At 56.3% G+C, this 17,961-nt stretch carries 17 protein-coding genes and 1 riboswitch; of the genes, 9 read left to right on the plus strand and 8 right to left on the minus strand.

The genetic code is table 11. The features are described from left to right. Positions 1-238: 238 nt before the first annotated feature. Positions 239-2,710 carry a glycoside hydrolase family 38 N-terminal domain-containing protein gene (locus GE107_RS16130; protein WP_219641012.1) on the minus strand — a complete coding sequence of 824 codons (2,472 nt, stop codon included), beginning with the start codon at positions 2,708-2,710 and terminating at the stop codon, positions 239-241. 137 nt (positions 2,711-2,847) lie between these two features. On the opposite strand from GE107_RS16130, the gene GE107_RS16135 reads away from it, so the two are divergent. After that, complete coding sequence (locus GE107_RS16135; RefSeq protein WP_219641013.1) at positions 2,848-3,738, plus strand: AraC family transcriptional regulator; 891 nt, start codon at positions 2,848-2,850, stop codon at positions 3,736-3,738. 4 nt (positions 3,739-3,742) lie between these two features. Here GE107_RS16135 and GE107_RS16140 read toward each other — a convergent pair whose 3' ends face one another. Together GE107_RS16140 and GE107_RS16145 are read right to left on the minus strand one after the other, a co-directional pair. Continuing rightward, complete coding sequence (locus GE107_RS16140; protein WP_219641014.1) at positions 3,743-5,833, minus strand: methyl-accepting chemotaxis protein; 2,091 nt, start codon at positions 5,831-5,833, stop codon at positions 3,743-3,745. Positions 5,834-6,077: 244 nt separating this feature from the next. Beyond that, a complete protein-coding gene (locus tag GE107_RS16145) occupies positions 6,078-6,809 on the minus strand; it encodes a YceI family protein (RefSeq protein WP_219641015.1) in 732 nt (243 codons plus the stop codon). A gap of 193 nt (positions 6,810-7,002) precedes the next feature. On the opposite strand from GE107_RS16145, the gene GE107_RS16150 reads away from it, so the two are divergent. The 4 genes from GE107_RS16150 (at position 7,003) to GE107_RS16165 (ending at position 10,839) form a co-directional block, all read left to right on the plus strand. Continuing rightward, entirely contained in the window at positions 7,003-7,686 is a 684-nt protein-coding gene (locus tag GE107_RS16150; RefSeq protein WP_219641132.1) for a response regulator transcription factor, read from the plus strand. Continuing rightward, positions 7,671-9,134, plus strand: a complete 1,464-nt coding sequence (locus GE107_RS16155; RefSeq protein ID WP_219641016.1) for a HAMP domain-containing sensor histidine kinase — start codon at positions 7,671-7,673, stop codon at positions 9,132-9,134. Before GE107_RS16150 ends, GE107_RS16155 begins: the two co-directional genes overlap by 16 nt. Before the next feature lie 58 nt (positions 9,135-9,192). Next, a complete protein-coding gene (locus GE107_RS16160) occupies positions 9,193-9,705 on the plus strand; it encodes a nucleoside 2-deoxyribosyltransferase (RefSeq protein ID WP_219641017.1) in 513 nt (170 codons plus the stop codon). 279 nt (positions 9,706-9,984) lie between these two features. Beyond that, positions 9,985-10,839: an AraC family transcriptional regulator gene (locus GE107_RS16165; RefSeq protein ID WP_219641018.1), complete on the plus strand. Its 855-nt coding sequence runs from the start codon at positions 9,985-9,987 to the stop codon at positions 10,837-10,839. 120 nt (positions 10,840-10,959) lie between these two features. Here GE107_RS16165 and GE107_RS16170 read toward each other — a convergent pair whose 3' ends face one another. Next, positions 10,960-11,295, minus strand: coding sequence for a hypothetical protein (locus tag GE107_RS16170; RefSeq protein ID WP_219641019.1), 336 nt, complete (start codon positions 11,293-11,295; stop codon positions 10,960-10,962). An 11-nt stretch (positions 11,296-11,306) separates the two neighbouring features. Here GE107_RS16170 and GE107_RS27180 point away from each other — a divergent pair, with 11 nt between their 5' ends. Then, positions 11,307-11,393, plus strand: coding sequence for a hypothetical protein (locus GE107_RS27180; RefSeq protein WP_370636445.1), 87 nt, complete (start codon positions 11,307-11,309; stop codon positions 11,391-11,393). A gap of 46 nt (positions 11,394-11,439) precedes the next feature. Here the strand turns inward: GE107_RS27180 and GE107_RS16175 are convergent, their stop codons facing one another. Next, positions 11,440-11,892 carry an SRPBCC family protein gene (locus tag GE107_RS16175; RefSeq protein WP_219641020.1) on the minus strand — a complete coding sequence of 151 codons (453 nt, stop codon included), beginning with the start codon at positions 11,890-11,892 and terminating at the stop codon, positions 11,440-11,442. 195 nt (positions 11,893-12,087) lie between these two features. On the opposite strand from GE107_RS16175, the gene GE107_RS16180 reads away from it, so the two are divergent. Together GE107_RS16180 and GE107_RS16185 are read left to right on the plus strand one after the other, a co-directional pair. Beyond that, a complete protein-coding gene (locus GE107_RS16180) occupies positions 12,088-12,993 on the plus strand; it encodes an HD-GYP domain-containing protein (RefSeq protein ID WP_219641021.1) in 906 nt (301 codons plus the stop codon). Between the two features lie 105 nt (positions 12,994-13,098). After that, positions 13,099-13,184, plus strand: a riboswitch (cyclic di-GMP riboswitch). 41 nt (positions 13,185-13,225) lie between these two features. Beyond that, a complete protein-coding gene (locus tag GE107_RS16185) occupies positions 13,226-13,525 on the plus strand; it encodes a hypothetical protein (RefSeq protein ID WP_219641022.1) in 300 nt (99 codons plus the stop codon). A gap of 45 nt (positions 13,526-13,570) precedes the next feature. Here the strand turns inward: GE107_RS16185 and GE107_RS27425 are convergent, their stop codons facing one another. Continuing rightward, entirely contained in the window at positions 13,571-14,236 is a 666-nt protein-coding gene (locus GE107_RS27425) for an aminoacyl--tRNA ligase-related protein (RefSeq protein ID WP_219641023.1), read from the minus strand. Between the two features lie 400 nt (positions 14,237-14,636). Between GE107_RS27425 and GE107_RS16195 the strand changes: the two genes are divergently transcribed. Continuing rightward, entirely contained in the window at positions 14,637-15,182 is a 546-nt protein-coding gene (locus tag GE107_RS16195; protein ID WP_219641024.1) for a hypothetical protein, read from the plus strand. 5 nt (positions 15,183-15,187) lie between these two features. Here GE107_RS16195 and GE107_RS16200 read toward each other — a convergent pair whose 3' ends face one another. Then, complete coding sequence (locus GE107_RS16200; RefSeq protein ID WP_219641025.1) at positions 15,188-16,492, minus strand: AAA family ATPase; 1,305 nt, start codon at positions 16,490-16,492, stop codon at positions 15,188-15,190. Between the two features lie 19 nt (positions 16,493-16,511). After that, positions 16,512-17,936: an RtcB family protein gene (locus GE107_RS16205; protein WP_219641026.1), complete on the minus strand. Its 1,425-nt coding sequence runs from the start codon at positions 17,934-17,936 to the stop codon at positions 16,512-16,514. Positions 17,937-17,961: the final 25 nt, after the last annotated feature.

Raw genomic sequence — 17,961 nt, forward strand, 5'->3', positions numbered from 1 at the left:
CGACGACATCAGCTTTCGGATGTTCTCGTCCCGAAACAGATCGCCGATCGCACAAGAAACGCAGGGCAGCTTATCCGACGAGACCCGGTCATCACCCTCATACAAACCGTGTATGCCGTACCGCTCTCCGTCTATCCGATCTTTCGCCACTACGCTTGATCCTTCTCTCCGAAATATTGAAACACCCCGACAAAGCAACACGTTGGTGTCCGGCTTTGGCGAGGTGCTTCTCTTCCCATCAGATCTCGCACAGCGGGGCTTCGGTAAACGCTCTTGTCCGCGGATCCAAACGGAAGGTTCTGCATTCGAACCCGTTCAGCCGAACCTCCTCGCGAACGCCAAGCGACGGGATGGACACAACCGTCGATCCGGAGAATCCGGTCGGTTCGAATAATCGGACGATATACCCGTCTCCCCGCTCTTCTTTCTTGAACGCGCTGAGCTGCACCGTGTCGTCTTCGAGCTCCAGGAATGTCCCCGCCGGTTGTCCATTGCCGGAAGGAAAAAACGACAGCGCATAAGGCCGCTCGTTATGGAATATCGCCTCGCGATCCACAAGACGCCTCCGTTCGTCCAGTTCGCCCGCGTTCAGCCAGAACGTATAGCTCCGCTCCCCTTGGTCCATTCTCGGCAGAAAGCGGTCCTGCACCAGGATCGGACGATCCAGGATCGGATGCGCGCAGTAACCTGCTCCCCTCAGCAGCGATAAACGGATCTCTCCCGCCCGATAATCCGAACCGTAGATGCCGTCATTGATGCAAGTCAGCGCCCGGCCCAGCCCGGCCGATTCCACCGCGACCCACTTTTGCGCGACCGCCTCCTCGCCGTTTCCCGCCAGCTCGCTGATGCCGAAAGCCGTTTGGCCGCGGTATTTCCCGTCCGCGAACAAAGTCGGAATGGAGAGCTTCAGCATCTTGTCCTTCTCATTCCAATATACGCGAAGCTGCACTTCGATTTCCGTCCCCCGTTTCGGCAGCCTATAGGTCAAACAGATCGCGGACTGCCCGTAGCGGAGCACCGATTCGACGACCGTCCGCACTTCCCCGTCTTCAATGACGCGGACGGAAGGCAGCGGGGCTTGCTTGACGCCGGAAAATTCGGTTCCTTCCTCCGCATCCATCAATTCGAACCGGCCGATCACCGGACCGAAAGCGTCGGTATCCATCCGCCACGGATCCTCGTTGTCCCGGACGACCAGAGGGGCGAAAGCGTCCGGCCGCAAATAGGAAACGCCCCGAACGGCATACTCGTCCATGAGTCCGGTGCGCGCATGGATGACGACGTTCAGATCTTCCGTTTGGAAAACATACCGTCCATCCCGCTCCCGGAGCTCGGGGACCGGTTTGCGCTCCAGCATCTCGATCCGGCAATCGAAGCGGTTCATGGAGGAGGGAGCAAGCTCCGCTTCGAACGCGACTCTCTTCCGCCAATCGAGATTCAGGTTGCTCATCTCCTTCTCGGGCTGTGAAGGAAGCCGCTTCCCGTCCCGATAGACGACGGGCAGCGAAAACTGCTCCTCCCAATTCTGGTCCTCCAGCATGAATTCGCATTCGAACACGCCTCTGACCGGATAAGGATGAGGATTGTATACCAGCACCGGATATTCCTTGAGCTCCGCCTTCGGCTGGCCGGCCGCAAGGGCGAAGAAGGCGCGCGCCTTCAGTCTCGCCGCGATTTCGAGGCCATGGTCGAGCAGCCGCAGCGAAGCTTCCTCCGCAGGCTGCACGGAGGAGCCGGGCAGGATGTCGTGAAACTGCGCGGTGAGCAAATCGCGCATTGCTTCATGAAGCTCGGCGGAAGGGTAGTCCAGCAGATTTAGCAGCGCGGCGGCGGACAACATCTTCTCCGTCATGTAAAGCTCGTTCTCCAGCCGGCGATGCCGCTGCTTGATGCGAATCATCGAGGTGTAGCAGCCGACGAACCGCGGATTCAGATCGCCTTCGAAGCGGGGGAGCGGTCCAGCCTGCTTCAAATCGCGGAAATACCGTTCCGGCGTCGAATGAACGATTTCGAATGTTTCGGACTGCTCCATCCGTTCGGCGATCCGCGTCAGATCCATGCGGGAAGGGCCGCCGCCGTGATTGCCCACTCCCCAAAGAACGAGCCCGGTCTGCGCGTCGCTGTTTTCTTCCAGCCACCGGGCGATTTTCTCGTGCGCCTTGCCGAGCAGCGTATTATACCCGCCTTGTATTTTGTGGGCCATCACCTCGCTTCCATTGAATCCGCACCAAATAAAATCCTGCGCAGGCAGGACGTCGAATTCGTCGGGCCGCATGAAAATATACGAGTCGTAACCCGCCAGCTGCAAGATTTGCACCAACCCGCGCGTATGGCCGAAGGAATCGAAGTTGATCGCCGTCGTCGGCTCCGCGCCGAATTTTTCCCGAAAATAGGATTTGCCCAGCAGAATTTGCCGAACGAACGATTCGCCTGAAAGCATGTTGCAGTCGGGCTGCAAATACCACCCGCCCATGATGTGCCACTTTCCTTGCCGAACCAGCAGGCGGATTCTCTCGAACAACGCCGGCTCGTATTCTTCTACCCATTTGTACAAGATCGCCTCGTTATGATTGAACACATAGCCGCCAAACTCCTCGCAAAATTCGGCCGCCGCCCGGAAAGTCGAAACCGCCGCAGCCGCCCCTTCCTCCCATTCCCATTGCCACACCGGGTCCAAATGCGCGTTGCTAAGCAAATGCAGCCTTTTCAACTTCATCCCTCCGCCTCAGGATCATCCTTCCCTCCTTATTTTGGCGGAACCCGGCTTCCGGTGTACATTTCCTATTCTCATCGTCTTTTGTCCGATTATGATACAATAACCAAAAGCACACTGCAGGAGGAATAACGTTGAACAAGGACGATATTTCCCGGTGGAAGAACGAACTTCCGGCTGTTTTCCATCGCATCTGCAAGGAAATCCATATCAACGATGCCGTCATCGATTGGATCGATATCATTTTCGAACAAGTGGGGAACGCCGGAAGCTGCCCGCCTCATTCCCACACCTGGTTCGAGTTCAACTACGTGTTGTCCGGACAGATGCTGACCCGCTTCGGACGCGATCCCGTCATGATCCGCGAGGGGGAATTTTTCCTCATCCCTCCCGGTTTAACCCACTCCCATGCTTACACGCCGGGCAATCCGCACGAGGGAATCTGTTTGCGGTGGCGGTTGCGGCGCAGGGACGCTGACGAAGAAGGGGAAGGTTCCTTATACGCGCGGCTAAACGGACTGAAAGATTGGAAACCTGGGGGTTATCGCGATCACGACGGCATCGGAAGCTTGCTCGCTCATTTTTTTGAAGAGGCCGTATCGGGCGGCAGGTCCGTTCTATCCCTGCAGCTGCTCCTGGTCCGGCTCTTGGAGACGCTCGCCAAAATCCGGGATCCGGACGATGCCGTGCTACCCGATATTGGGGGAACAAGGGATTCGTTCATCAAAAAGGTTGAAGTCTACATGGAGGACTTTCAGGGGGATCGATTGCGCGTGGCGGATTTGGCCGCATCCCTGCACATGAGCTACGGACATCTTGCCCGCCTGTATAAGCAAAGAACCGGTATCACCCTCATCGAGAGAATGAACCGGCTCCGGCTGGAAAAGGCTTGCGAGCTGCTGCAGCAGCCCGCTCTGCTGATTAAGGAAGTCGCGGAGAAAGCGGGATTTCCCGACCTTTGTTATTTCAGCAAGGCGTTCAAAAAAAGGTACGGAGTCAGTCCTCAAGCATATAGGAAGCGTTGACGAGTCACACTTTGAATTTGACGAGCAACGACTGAAGTTCTTGAACCATGCCGCTTAACGACACGGCGGAAGATGCAACCTGTTCCATGGCCGCCATCTGTTCCTCGGAGGAAGCGGCGACGGTGGCTGCGCCCATTGAAGCGTCTTTGGCGATTTTCGCCAGTTCCGTAACCGAAGCGGTCACTTCTTCGGAACCGGCGGACATCTGCTCGGAGGCCGCCGACACTTCTTGAACCTCTGAAGAGATCTCCTGAACCCGGATCAGGATCGTTTCGAACGATTTTCCCGCCTCGCTCACCATTTCCGTTCCCTTGCTCACTTCAATTGAACCGGCGTTCATAACCTGCACCGCATCGACGACATCTTCTTGAATCATGCGGATCAAGTCCACGACCTGTTCGGCCGATTGCTTGGTCTGTTCCGCCAGCTTCTTCACTTCGCTTGCGACAACCGCGAAGCCTCTGCCGTGCTCCCCGGCCCGCGCCGCCTCGATCGAAGCATTAAGCGCAAGCAAATTCGTCCGGGCGCTGATATCGGAAATCACGCCCACGATCATCCCGATTTCCTGCGAACGGCGATCCAGCCTCCGGACGACTTCGGAGGTTTCTTGCACGGACCGGCTGATGACTCCCATTTGACGAACCGCCATTTGCACCCGTTCATTGCCGTCCGCGGCCTGATGCGCAGCCTCTACGCAGGATTCGGAAACCTCGGATGCCGATTCGGCGATTCTCTGGATCCCGACGGACATTTCCTCGAGCGCCTTTGCCGTCTCTTCCGTACCGGAGAGTTGGTTTTCGGCTCCGCCCGCGACGCTTTGAATCGTGGACACGACCGATTCCAAAGCGCCGGTGGTTTCCTCGGCGCCGGCGGACAATTGCTCGGATGTCGCCGCGACATGCAGGGTGCTCTCCGAAACCTTCCGAAGCATCTGTCTCACGATCTCGGTAGAGCGGTTGAAATTTCGGGACATCGTGCCGAACTCGTCGCTGCTCTTCAGGTCAATGACATGCGTGAAATCTCCATTGGACATGTACTCGGAGAGTGCATTGACTTTCCGGATCTGGCCCGTGATGGATCTGCTAAACAGGTAAACGGCCGCGATGAGAAGCAATATTCCGATCGCGCTGATGATGACGGTCGTGCGGAGCAGCGAGACGAGAGACGCTCCCATTTCCTTGTCCGGCATGACGACCGCCAAATACCAATTCGCGCTGGGCAGCTTCGAGTAGAAAACATGGTTGAGTCCATTCCCATCTTGAAACGCGTTCTCTCCCGAGCCGTTCCCTAATATTTCCTTGCCGAGCGCAGCCAAGGAAGGATTGTCGTCCTCCGCGATTTTCGCTTTCATGATCTTATTTTCGGGCGCGCCTGCCATGTAAGTTCCTTCCGCATCGATCAGGAAGGCCCAGCCCGTATCGCCGATCTTCACGTCGCCAATGATCTTCTGAATGGTGGTCAAATTAAGGTCGCCTGTGGCCACGCCGAGAAAGCTCTTCCGATCGTCGAACAGGGGAACCGCCACGGTTACCATCGTTACGTTCGTGCCAGGATCGTAATAAGGCGCGGTAAATTGGGTTCCGTTTTCGCCTTTTTCCCCTACGATCTTATACCAGTCCTGACCCGGATAATTGTAGCTTGGGTCGCTGTATTCCTCGGTCGTTTTCTTGTGCCCGTCTTGCTCCCGATAGGTATAAGTGGAGAAAAACTCGGCCTTCGGATCTTTTTTGAACGGTTGCGCAAACACGCCCAAACCGAACGCATTTTCACTGACGTCAAGCGTTTCCTGGGTTACCTTCTGAAAGTCGGGCAAGGAAAACGAACGAAAGTTCGCTTCAAAGGCTTTGCCCATGGCCTCCGTGGCTTTGCTGTGGGCAACCAGCTTTGCTTCGATCATGTTCGTCATCCCGCTGAGTTCGAGCTTCATTTTCTGCTCCGTTTGATCCTGGATGATCCGCATGGACAGGACGAACGTTTCGGCGATAAGCGCCGCAAGCACCGTCACGACCAATGGCACGATCACCAACATCGTTTTCGTCTTGACGCTCTTTACCTTTTTCAGCAGGAAGAAATCGAGAATTGCCCGGATCGCCAACCTTATCGCCCTCATCTCACATGGTTGTATGTGAATGAGTTCGACAGACTTCGCGATAATCCTACGTCATTTGCATTATCCAAAAGTTAATTTTGTAAAATGTTGAGAATGCTCCGAAGAAGATAAACCCTGCGAAACGTGCCGGAATGCCCGGACGCCGCGCAGGGTGATGGAATGACATCTCTTCGGTTCTTGTTACGATGGGGGAGCGAGCCTGTAATTGAACTCAGCGGTCGCAAAGTTATTATGCTCTATCCCAAACGAGCTCCAGCTGCACGGAGAACTCGTTCTCGGTATCCAGGACGACCGTATGCGGGTTGGTCATGCCGAAATCGGCGAACGTGACCTGGGTCTTGCCGGACAGAAGCAGCTGCCCGTTCCGGTACATCGCGCTCGAGTCGAACGTCACTTCCTTCTCGATCCCTTTAATCGTAAGGGTTCCCGTAATCGTAAGCGGAACTTCGGTTCCTTCCGTCCACTCTGCCGGCACCTGCGAGAAGGTTTTCGTTTTGAACGTCGCCTGCGGAAATCTCGTAACCTCCAGCAAATCCGACCGCTCCTTCACGTGGCCGTCCCGCTGGCTGTTTCCCGAATCCAGCGCCGTCAAATCGACGACGCCTTCTCCGCTCATCGTCGCAGCGTCGTTCACGTCGACGGTCCAGGAGCCCGTTACCGCCTCGTCGACGAAATTGACCGTTTCTTTGGACGTCGTAACCGACCAGTAGACTTTGGAACCGCTCGCGATCTTCCATTGTCCGTTCAGCTGGGCCGCCGATACCGCGGCACCCGCCGCATTAGAGACCTCGCCGCTCCCCGCCGAAGCTGAAGCCGATGCCGATGGCGACTCCGCCGGCGCAGCCATGACCGATTCGATCTCCACATTGTTGCCGAGGTAACGGTTAAGCCCCGCGTATGCGCCGAATCCAACCACAACTACAGCCGCTGCCGTCACTAGCAAAACATTCTTTTTCTTCATGATTTCCCTCCATTCATTGCGGCACGGCCGCAATTTTTCACCCATTCTACCAGCCCAGTATGTCTAATAGATGTCGAAGCTGAAAAAATGGAAAAATCTCATCATTTCGCCTCGCTCCTGCATTCCGGCGATTGCCGGGCCGACGGCCTGTTGCTACAATGGGGGCATCCGGCACGAAAGGAGCTGTCCGATCCTGAAAACGATACTGGTTGTCGAAGACGAACCCGCGATCGCCCGCGTGCTGGCCGCTTATCTGCGCAAAGCCGGCTTCGGCGTGAAACTGGCGGCAGACGGGCGGCAGGCCCTGGAATTGTTTTCGCAGGAACCGCCGGCGCTCCTTCTGCTCGACGTCATGCTTCCGCATATCGATGGCTGGGAAGTGCTGCGCCGGATACGCGAAACCAGCAGTTGTCCGATCATCATGCTCACGGCGCGAGACGGCATCGACGACCGACTGACCGGGCTCAACGGCGGAGCCGACGATTACATGCCGAAGCCGTTCATTCCGGAGGAAGTCATTGCCCGCGTGCAGGCCGTGCTTCGCCGCCCGTCGCAGTGGACGGACGGCGCCAGACAGCGACGCTTCGGCCGGCTCGGCATCGATTTCCTGGCTCACCGCGTTACCCTGAACGGCGCGGAGGTCACCTTCATGCCCCGCGATTTGGCCGTGCTGCTCTACCTGGCGGAACATCCGAACCGGACGTTTACCCGGGAGCAGCTGATCGAGAACGTTTGGGGAACGGACTACGAAGGAAGCGACCGCGCGGTCGATTTGTCCATCAAGCGGATCCGGCAGGCCCTGTCCCATTGGCCTGTGGAGGAAGGGGAAATTCGCACTTTGCGGGGAACGGGGTATCAATTTTGGATCGAAAACTGAAGCAAACTTCCCTCTTGTCGTATTGGACCATTCGATACTTCATCATCCTCTGTGCCGGTCTGCTGGCGCTTGCGGCGGCCGCCGTCTGGTGGACCCACCGGGAAACGCTGGACAGCCGCCTGCAAACCGTCCAGCTCCTGGCGCAGGAACTCGCAGATCGTCTGGACCGTCCGGACGGAACGATTGCCGTGCCTCGGGACTTGAAGGAACACATCGAGAAACGCGCCCAGTATTTCAAGCTCGGCCCCGTGTGCGCGATCGTGACGGACAAGGACGGCAAGCTGCTGTTCTCCAACGAGCCGCTGACGCAAGAGGATCTTCGGCGAAAGATGACCGCTGCGCTCGATCAGGCCCGGGAGCCCGGCATGAAGGCGATTACGGCTCCGATCGAACATAACGGAAACAAGATCGGGCAGGTCTCTCTGCTGCAGCCGGTACGGTCCTTGGCCCATCTGCCGCCGGAAGCCCAATGGGCGCTCGTCCTGCTTCTCGTCAGCTTGACCGGGCTCGGCTGGCTGACGATTTATCGGCTCTCCCGCAAGCTGTCCCGTCCGATCCGCAAGGTGGCATCCGCCGCCCGGGAGATCAGTCTCGGACAATATGATGTCCGGCTCGAAGCGAACGCGAAGGAGCGGGAGCTGAACGAGCTGATCGTCTCGTTCAAGGATATGGCCGGCAAGCTGAAACAATTGGAGCATTCCCGCAATTTCATGCTGGCCGGCTTGACGCACGAGTTGAAAACGCCGGTTACGTCCGTGAAAGGACTCGTCCACGCGGTCAAGGAAAAAATCGTGAGAAACGAAGAAGCGGATGAATTTCTCGAGATCGCCCTTCAAGAGACGCACAGGCTGGAACGGATGATTGCCGATCTGCTCGATTATAACGCCTTGGCCGCCGGGGTCGTGCAGGTGAGCCGCGACCGTCTGGACGCCGGGGCGCTGCTGTCCGAAATCGTGTATCAATGGACGCTGCATCAGGACGAGAGCATTCGCGAACCTGAGCTGTCGCTGCCCGGACAGCTGATCGAGGTGCAAGGCGACCCGCTCCGCATTCAGCAAATCCTGGTGAATCTGCTCAATAACAGCGCGCAAGCCCGGCATCCGGACCGCCCGCTTCAGATCCGGATCGAGCTTCTCGAACGGGACGGCGGCTACGCCGAAATCATCGTGAACGACAACGGGAGCGGCATCCCGCCATCCGAGCAGGATCTCGTATTCGAGCGATTCTTCCGGGGAGAGAGCAAAAAGCTGGCCGTGCGCGGTCTCGGTCTCGGCCTGGCGTTCAGCAGGCTGATCGCGCAAGCCCAGGGCGGGGATCTCCTTTTCCGGGAAAGCTCGAACGGAGGCACCTCCTTCTCTCTGACGCTGCCGCTTGCTTCGACGGCGCCGCGTGGACGACCCTCTCCGTTGCGCACATACCGGATGCACAAGGAAGAACCCTCCGTATAGGGAGGGCTTCACCGTTTGATACAATGGTAATCATAGACGAAGAAAAAGGAGAGCGACGATGCGGCTGAAAATCTATATGGCGGGGTTCGAAGTGTTTCGCGACGATGCGGCGGAGACGGGATTGCGAATGAAACGGCTGTGCGAGGAATACGGGTTCGAGGGCATTTTTCCGTTGGACAAGGACATCAAGCCCCTGCCGGAGAAATGGGAGACCGCAAAGGCGATTTTCGAAGGGAACCTGAGGCTGATCGAGAAGTCGGACCTGATCATCGCCAATCTCGATCCGTTCCGGGGCAATGAACCGGACTCGGGAACCGTGTTCGAGTGCGGCTACGCTTACGGCCTCGGAAAGAAGTTATACGGTTTTCTATCGGACGGGCGAACGATGGCGGAGAAATTGATGCCGGGAATCGATCAAAGCAGCGGCTTGTACAAAGACGGCATGCGCGTCGAGGATTTCGGCCTTCCGACGAACCTGATGATTTCCGTCCCGTCCACCATCGTCGAAGGAACGTTGGAGGATGCGCTTAAGCGAGCGCGAAAGGATCTTCTCGAAAAAAAGGACATGTGATCTTTTATTTGAAGGTGCGGAACCATGCCGCCGGCTTGGTGGAAGTCGCCCCGGATGACTCATCTTCGTGGCGATCGGAAGCACGCCCAACACGGCCTTCCTCGATGATCAGCTTCCCGTCGGCAAGCGGGGGTATCTGCTCGTCAAGCCTGGCACGACGGAAACGCACCTGCCCGCGCAATGACCCTAAACAGAACGATCTTGCATGATCCGATCGCAAACTGCACGACGTATCCCCTCCGTTCCTGCTATAGTGGATCACGGAGGAGATGAACCGTTATGGATTGGGTTAACAGGATGAATGCAGCGATTCATTATATCGAAGACCATCTAACAGAGGAGATCGATTACGCGGAGCTTGCCCGGCTGGCCGGCTGTTCCGTTTATCATTTTCAGCGCATGTTCTCGTTTATGACGGATATTTCATTATCCGAGTACATCCGCAGGCGGCGTCTTACGCTGGCCGCTTTCGAGCTGCAGAACGGCGCCGTGAAGGTCGTCGATCTCGCGATGAAATGCGGCTACGACTCTCCAGAGGCGTTCACCCGCGCATTTCACGGCTTACATGGGGCGACGCCGACAGCCGCTAGGAATGCGGGGACCCGGCTCAAAACGTACCCGCCTCTCTCGTTTCAATTCACCTTAAAAGGAGCCGCGGAAATGAACTACCGGATGGAAACGCTCGGAGCTTTCTCGATTGCGGGGATCATGGAAACGGTTGAAACTGAGCTTGCCTTCCGCATCGTGCCCGAAGTATGGAGGAAAGCGAGGGAGCGGGGCGTCTTCGAGGAACTGTGGGCCGTTCGCCGGGATGGCCATCCGATGGGAGGCATTCTCGGCGTCTGCGCGGACGGGGATTGGGGCCGAAACCCTTCCTTCGACTATTATCTCGCCATCGTGTGCGGACATGAACCGCCGGAAGGAATGGTGAAGATGGATTTTCCGGAGGCGGCCTGGGCCGTATTCGAAGCGTCGGGGCCTCCGGAAGGGCTTCAGGAGATATGGAAACGGCTGTACACGGAGTGGCTTCCCGCCTCCGCTTACGAGCTGGCGAATTTGCCTGCCGTCGAATGCTATTTGCCGATTGAGGAAGGCCGGAACGAGCTGTGGGTGCCGGTTGTGAAAACCAACTGAAATTCACGTCGGGCGAAGATGCACGTCAGGGGGCCGGTCACGATGCCGACCCCTTCTTTCTGAAACCCATCGAGGTCACCCCGTTCACCTTCTTGAACATGGGAATAAAGTAGGAAAGATTCATATATCCTTGCGATCCCGCCGACAGGCCAACTCGATGATTTTCTCCAGGTGATGGGTCAAGACGGACAATTCGGCTTCCAGATGCTCTTTATCGTAACAACCGATCTGCCACCCGCGGAATCGCAGCTCTTGTTCCTTCGTCCAATACTCCCGGTACTCCTTAGGGCTGCATGTTCGCTCGATAATTTCTTCTCCCGGGAATTGAAACGCGATCAACTTCTCGTACATGGCCGGGTAAATATACAAGCAATGCGGCACGCGACTGCCGCGAAGCGGATACCCGGCCTTCAAATCGCTGAAGTCGTAATTGCAAATCGTTTGAGCGATTCGCATGCGGCCGCTCCATGGTCGTGATCGAGAACGGCCAGGTTCATCAGCCGAACTTGCGAAAGCTGCGGATGAGCGTGGACGTCGTATCTCAACACGCGTAGCGTAATGTTGTACGACATGGGGATCGCCACTTGGCCATGATAAAGCTTAGCCGTATAATGGTTTCACCAACGCCGCCCTCAATCCGCTGACGCCGAACTCCAAATACCCTTTTAGGCAGGTCAGCATGTACACCCAGCCTTCCTTATTGCCGATCATTTGGTTCAACAGTTCTTCGTCGTTGTCGTCGAACCCTTCCTCGTTAACTTCCACGATCGTACCGCCGTTTTCCGACTCGTTCAGCGTAATCGTAACCACGTTTCCTTCCCCGCCGTCTTCATAGCCCCATCGATAAACGATTTTCCGATTGTCCTCGATCTCCAGAACTTGGATATCGCCTTGCGCATCGTATTCATCGTATCTCAGCGTGATTGTCTTGCCCTGCTCCCATCTTGCGGAACTCGATGTGAACCAGAAGTTGCCGATCTTCTCCGGATCGACCACCGCTTCGAACACTTCATTCGCAGGTTTCATGATTTTCATTTTCGTGAGGTTGTTCATCGAAAACGCCCCGCTTTCATGTCAGAATGGATTTTCCGATACTCAAGTTCATATTATTGCCTCTTGATTATATATCGATTTCCCCTCTACACTGGACAGTTTAATATCGACAAAATGCAACAATTTTCCCCCTTCCTTCGTTGTTAGAGTGTTATACTAATAGCAAAGCGCCCAATAAGGGATGTGGGAGACGGCATGGATATCAAAATCACTCGGTCCGGCGAATATATCGAGAGATTTTCAACGAAAGGCCTCGTTATTTCTCACATTTGTTCCGGTGACGGGACCGAGGTCATTCATCATAAACTGGAAGCCGGCTTCAGGTGGTATATTGCGCCCGAAGAGGGCTGGCTGGCGCTGGAGTACGCTCATATTCTCGCGGGAGAATTGGTGTGGAAAAAGCAGGACGAAGACGTCGTGCTGCGACCCGGAGACTCCATTTCCGCCTATATGATTACCGAGATGGCGATGTTTGTGGCTTCAAAGGACACTGAGTTTCTCTACGTCGTTTCCCGGCCCTATTTTCATAATTACAGCGGCTCTATCCAGAAGCTGTTCGATCTTGCTGTAAAGATAGAAGAAAAAGACGGCTACACCTCCGACCACTGCGATCGGATCAAACGTTTGTCCGTGCTGCTTGGAGAGAGATTGGGGCTCTCCCCTTATGAAATGTACATTCTGAGTTTGGCTGGTTTCCTGCATGATATCGGCAAAACGCAAATCCCGGAGCACATCCTCAATAAACCCAATAAACTCACGGATGAAGAGTACGAGCAGATGAAGTTGCACACGACTTACGGCAAACAGCTGCTGCACGATACGGGTATGCCCGATTTGCGAATCGTGGGAGATGTGGTCGAACAGCATCATGAGCGGTACGACGGCAAAGGCTATCCTCACGGACTGCAGGGAGACCAAATTTCAAAGCCGGCGGCGATCATCTCGATCGTCGATGCTTACGATGCGATGACCATTGATCGCGTTTATCAGAAAGGACGGCCGCGGGACGTTGCGTTGCAAGAGATCGAGCGGTGCAGCGGGTCGATGTATCATCCGGAGATCGTCAAGGTCTTCCTTTCCATAGGAGATCAGCTTGCATGACTTTGGGATTATGCTTTTGTACCTAAAAAATGGTTGACTGTTTCGACAAAAACCCTTATAGTGAATCTAGTAAGTTTTGGTAAGAGTTAATGAGAACGGAGCACTTCACGATAATGGCAAACTTGTCGAAAGACAAGGGCGCAAAACTACAGGGCCTTCCCGTCTCGGACGGATGGCAGCCAGTTGCCGAAAGGGGGCTTTTTTTTTTTTCAAACCCTGGAGGTGAAACGAAATGAAACGCACGCTTCTCATCGGCGCCCTGATTCTGGCTTGCCAAATGCTGTTCGCGGGAATGGCCAGCGCGGCGAAGTACAGCTCTTCCGACGATAAATACGTGAACCTCAACGTTCCGGTATCGCTTCCGAAGACGAATACGGGCAGCCTGACGTTTGACACGCAACAGTCGCTGTACACCAACGTGATCAATCCTGCGCTCAGCCCGACTGGCGTAGACTACAACTACTACTACTGCTGGGTCACCGTGAACGGGGATCCGGTCATTGCCGTCGATCCCGCAAAATTCGCGTACTAAAAAACTACCGCAGGCACTGTCCTGACGGTAGTTTTTTTTCTGCATTCAGCTTGGCCGAATCGACTCCACCCCGTTCAAATAAGGCCGCAGCGACTTCGGCACATATACGGATCCATCTTCCATCTGATGGTTTTCGAGCAGCGGGATCAGGATTCTCGGCGTCGCGACCGCCGTATTGTTCAAGGTGTGGCAATACATCAGCTTGCCGTTTGCGTCCCGATATCGGATATTGGCGCGTCGCGCTTGAAAATCCAGCAGGTTGGAAGAGGAATGCGTCTCCCCGTACGACTGCCGGCTCGGCATCCATGTCTCGATATCGTATTGTTTGTGCGTTTTCTGCGACATGTCGCCGATGCAGACGGCTACGACCCGGTAAGGCAATTCCAGGAGCTGCAAAATGTCTTCGGCGTTTCGCGTCATTTCCTGCAGCAGCCGATCCGACTTTGTTTCCAGTGCGCTTAACCCCTCGTTCGCTGCTTTGACTTCCCTCTTGGCTTCTTCCGCCTCAACCTGTTTTCCCTGCTTCAACCATTCGCCGATCCGTTCGGACAGCCGATTCCGATCCCGGCGCAGCCGCTCGACATCCTGCAGCAATCGCTTGCGCTGATCATCCCGTTCAAGCAAGTCCCCAATGGAGAGCTTGATCCCTTTCTTATCCGCCGTCAACTGCAGCAGCTCCCGGTGTTCCCGAATCCATGAAATATCCAGCATGCTTACCCCGACCTCTCTTCCCGTTTTGTAGGCAACAAAAAAACGCCCTCCGTCCGATTGGGACGAGGAGCGTCAGCTCGCGGTGCCACCCAACTTGATCCAACCGCGGTTAAACACGGTTCGATCCTCTTGGTTCCGCGGTAACGGGCGAGGCCGGTAAGCTTAGGACACAACCCGCATGGGGTTGCTCTTGACGAAAACGCCTCCGAGTTGGATGCTCTTCATGGGCATGATCGCGATGTTCAATTGTGTGACCATTCTATAATTTCAGCCGCGTGTTGTCAATCTGCTCCGGCTTCTTCATGGCGATAAAAATACGTATGATAGGCGCACGCTGTTCCTATGCCGCCCGCTGACAAATAGGATATCGGAGTGCAGGTTCAGAAAGGAGATCGAACGCATGGCAACTCCTTCTTCGCCGAAGAAAGTCCGGATCCGGTTGTCCCCGCCCCCGAACATCTACTTCAGCAAAATCCTGAACTCGGTCGGCAACGACCCGCTCGTTCAAGTGGATCCTCTGCGCCAGCTACCGAACGGCAACTATCTGATCACCATCCGGGTGCGCGGCAGCCAGAAAGCGCGGGCCCTCGCCACCTTGCTCGTACCGGCCGTTACGATCGGCAACATTAGGATATCGGTGCAGGTCCGTACCCAGCAAGGGACACTGGTCAGTCCGATCCAAGGCAGCCTGACCCCGAGCCAGATTGCAGCGCTTTACCGAGTCGCCCTCCGGACGAACCGCTTATTCAGCTTCGTTACCGTTCGGAACCTACCGATCGTGGCCGTATTCCCCGTATTCAAAGCCGTCGTCGTGCAGTATTTCGCCGATAATCTCGCCGACCTGTACCGCAACATCAACCAGGTCGCGGCCGATGTTTTCCGGGACGTTCTGAGGCCGACCATCGGACAGACCCCGATCCAATTCTCCACGGCGCAGAAGCAGTAGGGCGTCTATTCCGTCTGCGTGAACCCGAGTCTGCGCGGCTGCGCGTCCGTCATCCATTCACGGCTGCGCCCCTTGGACAAATCCGACTTCATGGCGGCGATCAGCCGCTCCAGGTTGACTTCCCCTTCGTAATGCGTCTGCAAGGCGGCGGAGGCATATAACTCGCTAAGCTGGGCGAGCGAGAACCCCTCCGTCTTGCGGGCCGCCTCGGCAACGGCTTCATCATCCGCGAGCCGCCCCATGCCAATATGAACCAGATAGGCTAGGCGCAGCGGCTCATTCGGCGTCTTCACCTCGTAAGCCCGGTCGAATCGCCCGGCCCGGTTCATGAGCGCGGGATCGATTTTCTCCGGGTAGTTCGTCGTCCCGATGAGATAGATCCCTTCCTTCGACGTCGCCCCGTCCAGCGTGTTCAGGAAGAACGAACGGCAAGAGGCCGGCATCGAATCGATGTCCTCGATGACGAGCACCATCGGCGCCATTTGAGCGGCGGACGCGAATACCTCTTGAATCGATCCGCTGCTCGTATGCTCGGTGATCTGCCAATACGCCACGGGGGCTCCGGTGGTAGAGGCGATGGATTTGACCAGCGTCGTTTTGCCGTTGCCCGGTTTGCCGTACAGCAGAATGCCTCTTTTGTATGGAATGCCGTAGGTTTGAAAGAACGATCGGTCCTTGGAGAAAAATTCGTCGACCGAGCGGTAGATTTGCGTTTTCAGCTCTTCCTCCAGGAACACGTCGCCTCGGGTAACGGTATTCGCGAGCATTTCCCGGGTTTGCTCCAAACCATCGCCCGTATCGGTAAACACGACGATCTTGGTGTCCGCCCGCTGGCGCTTCCTCATCCCCTCCAGAAACCGGACAAGCCCCTCGTCGGATTCGCCGAAAATGAGATCTTCGAACCCGAGACCGTGCAGCGTAAGCCTCGGAATCCGTGCCAACGCGACGCGATGCTGCGGATAAACGAACAAATTGTTGCGAACGGCCGGTCTGATCGCATACCCGATCCGTTCCGGATCGCGGTCATTGGAATATTCGAACACATTCGTCTCCACCAAATCGAACAGGCTGGCCATATGGACCACACCCTCGTATCCATTGCGGATGTCTTCCTCGAGCCCGTTCCACACTTCGCAGCCGTCTTCTTGCTCGTACAGTCGAAACCCGCACCCGAATCGCCCGCTCAGGAAATCGACGATCGTTTGGGTCGCCGCGATGTAATTGAAATATTTGGCCGCGTCCAGCGGTTGGCCGGAGGATTGCTCCGCCCGAATCAGGAACTTCGGCTCTGCTGTTGTTTTCATTTTCATGGAACTCGCCATATTCTCCTCACACTCCTTTCACCGCCGCCAGCGGACGGCACCTCGCCACGACGGAGGCCAGCCGCGCCTGAACGACGCTGTCGATAATTTGATCTACGTCCTTGTATGCTTGGGGAGACTCATCGATCAGCGCTTCGAGCGCCCGATGGTTAAGCACGACTTCGTCCTCTTGGCCGATTCGGAGAGAAGAAGCGAACTCGTCAACCGTGACGAGCTGTTTCGTCGCATTCCGCGAACGGACCCTGCCTGCTCCGTGGCAGATGGAATGGTAGTTTCGCGCACCCTCCGTAGAGCCGACCATGAGATAAGAGGCCGTCCCCATCGAACCGGGGATGAGCGCCGGATGCCCCGTTTCCCGGTAAGCCTCCGGATTCCCCGCATGGCCGGCCGGCAAGGCCCGGGTCGTTCCTTTGCGATGAACGAGGCAAGGTTCGTCACCGTGACTCTCCTCGCAAGCGTAGTTGTGCATCAAGTCGTACAGCGTGCGCAGCTCTGCCTGCGGGCCGAACGTTTCCCGGAACGCTTCGCGGACGGCATAGGCGATCAGATGGCGGTTCGCAACCGCGAAATTCAAAGCGGAATACATCAGGTTGGCGTACGTCCGGCCGGCTTCGCTGTCCAGAGGCGCATACACCAGCTTCGGGTCCGGGGTGCCAAGACCGAGCTTGCGCATCGTCTTCGCCACCTCCGATCCGCTGTATTGGTTCACCGCGCCGCCCCAGGAACGGGATCCGGAATGGATCATGACCGCCACTTGACCGTCTGTGAGTCCCCAGCGCTCCCCGATTGCCCGGTTATCCTCGTTCACGTTGACCGCCTGGATTTCGATAAAATGATTGCCGTTCCCCAGCGTGCCCAACTGCCGGTGGGACCGGTGCCACACCGGTTCCGGGATCCGGTTGAGAACGTCCTCGTCGTAACGGAACCTGCTGCTCTCGACATGTGTCAAGGACGTCGCCTTTCGCGGCGTATACGCATCCGGAATGTACTTGCCCGGCAGACCGTGAAGTCCTTTGAGCAGCACGTCTTCCAAGCGAATGTCGGAAAAATGACCCCTCGAATGGTTCTCGACCGGAATCCGTTTCTCGATCGCTTTGACCAGTTTTCGCCGCAGCTTTACATCTTGCAAATCTTGCACCTGCAAATTCGTCAGATGTACCCGCATCCCGCAGCCGATGTCGCTTCCGACGATAGACGGAGATACGAAGCCATCGTGCGTCCCCCATACAGCCGTCGTGCCGATGCAAGTGCCGACTCCGACATGGGCATCCGGCGTGTAGCTCATGTACCGGATATTCGGAATTTGCAGATTGTTGTTCGCCATCTCGAGCACCTTGGCCCCCATGGCGCGGTAAAGATCGTCGTGGGCGAATACGTGCAAGTCCCCTGCGGGGAGATCGATCCGCCGGTAATAAACATCGTTTGAATTCATAGAATCCGTAATTTCCTCTCTAGTC

The organism is Cohnella sp. CFH 77786 (assembly GCF_019400745.1).
Taxonomy (GTDB): Bacteria; Bacillota; Bacilli; order Paenibacillales; family Paenibacillaceae; genus Cohnella.

Excerpts from the sequence above, each read along its gene's own strand:
- GE107_RS16145 (WP_219641015.1), bottom strand. The coding sequence starts at position 6,809 with ATGAAGAAAAAGAATGTTTTGCTAGTGACGGCAGCGGCTGTAGTTGTG.
- GE107_RS16160 (WP_219641017.1), top strand. The coding sequence starts at position 9,193 with ATGCGGCTGAAAATCTATATGGCGGGGTTCGAAGTGTTTCGCGACGAT.
- GE107_RS16165 (WP_219641018.1), top strand. The coding sequence starts at position 9,985 with ATGGATTGGGTTAACAGGATGAATGCAGCGATTCATTATATCGAAGAC.
- GE107_RS16170 (WP_219641019.1), bottom strand. The coding sequence starts at position 11,295 with ATGCGAATCGCTCAAACGATTTGCAATTACGACTTCAGCGATTTGAAG.
- GE107_RS27180 (WP_370636445.1), top strand. The coding sequence starts at position 11,307 with ATGGTCGTGATCGAGAACGGCCAGGTTCATCAGCCGAACTTGCGAAAG.
- GE107_RS16175 (WP_219641020.1), bottom strand. The coding sequence starts at position 11,892 with ATGAACAACCTCACGAAAATGAAAATCATGAAACCTGCGAATGAAGTG.
- GE107_RS16180 (WP_219641021.1), top strand. The coding sequence starts at position 12,088 with ATGGATATCAAAATCACTCGGTCCGGCGAATATATCGAGAGATTTTCA.
- GE107_RS16185 (WP_219641022.1), top strand. The coding sequence starts at position 13,226 with ATGAAACGCACGCTTCTCATCGGCGCCCTGATTCTGGCTTGCCAAATG.
- GE107_RS27425 (WP_219641023.1), bottom strand. The coding sequence starts at position 14,236 with ATGCTGGATATTTCATGGATTCGGGAACACCGGGAGCTGCTGCAGTTG.
- GE107_RS16195 (WP_219641024.1), top strand. The coding sequence starts at position 14,637 with ATGGCAACTCCTTCTTCGCCGAAGAAAGTCCGGATCCGGTTGTCCCCG.
- GE107_RS16200 (WP_219641025.1), bottom strand. The coding sequence starts at position 16,492 with ATGAAAATGAAAACAACAGCAGAGCCGAAGTTCCTGATTCGGGCGGAG.
- GE107_RS16205 (WP_219641026.1), bottom strand. The coding sequence starts at position 17,936 with ATGAATTCAAACGATGTTTATTACCGGCGGATCGATCTCCCCGCAGGG.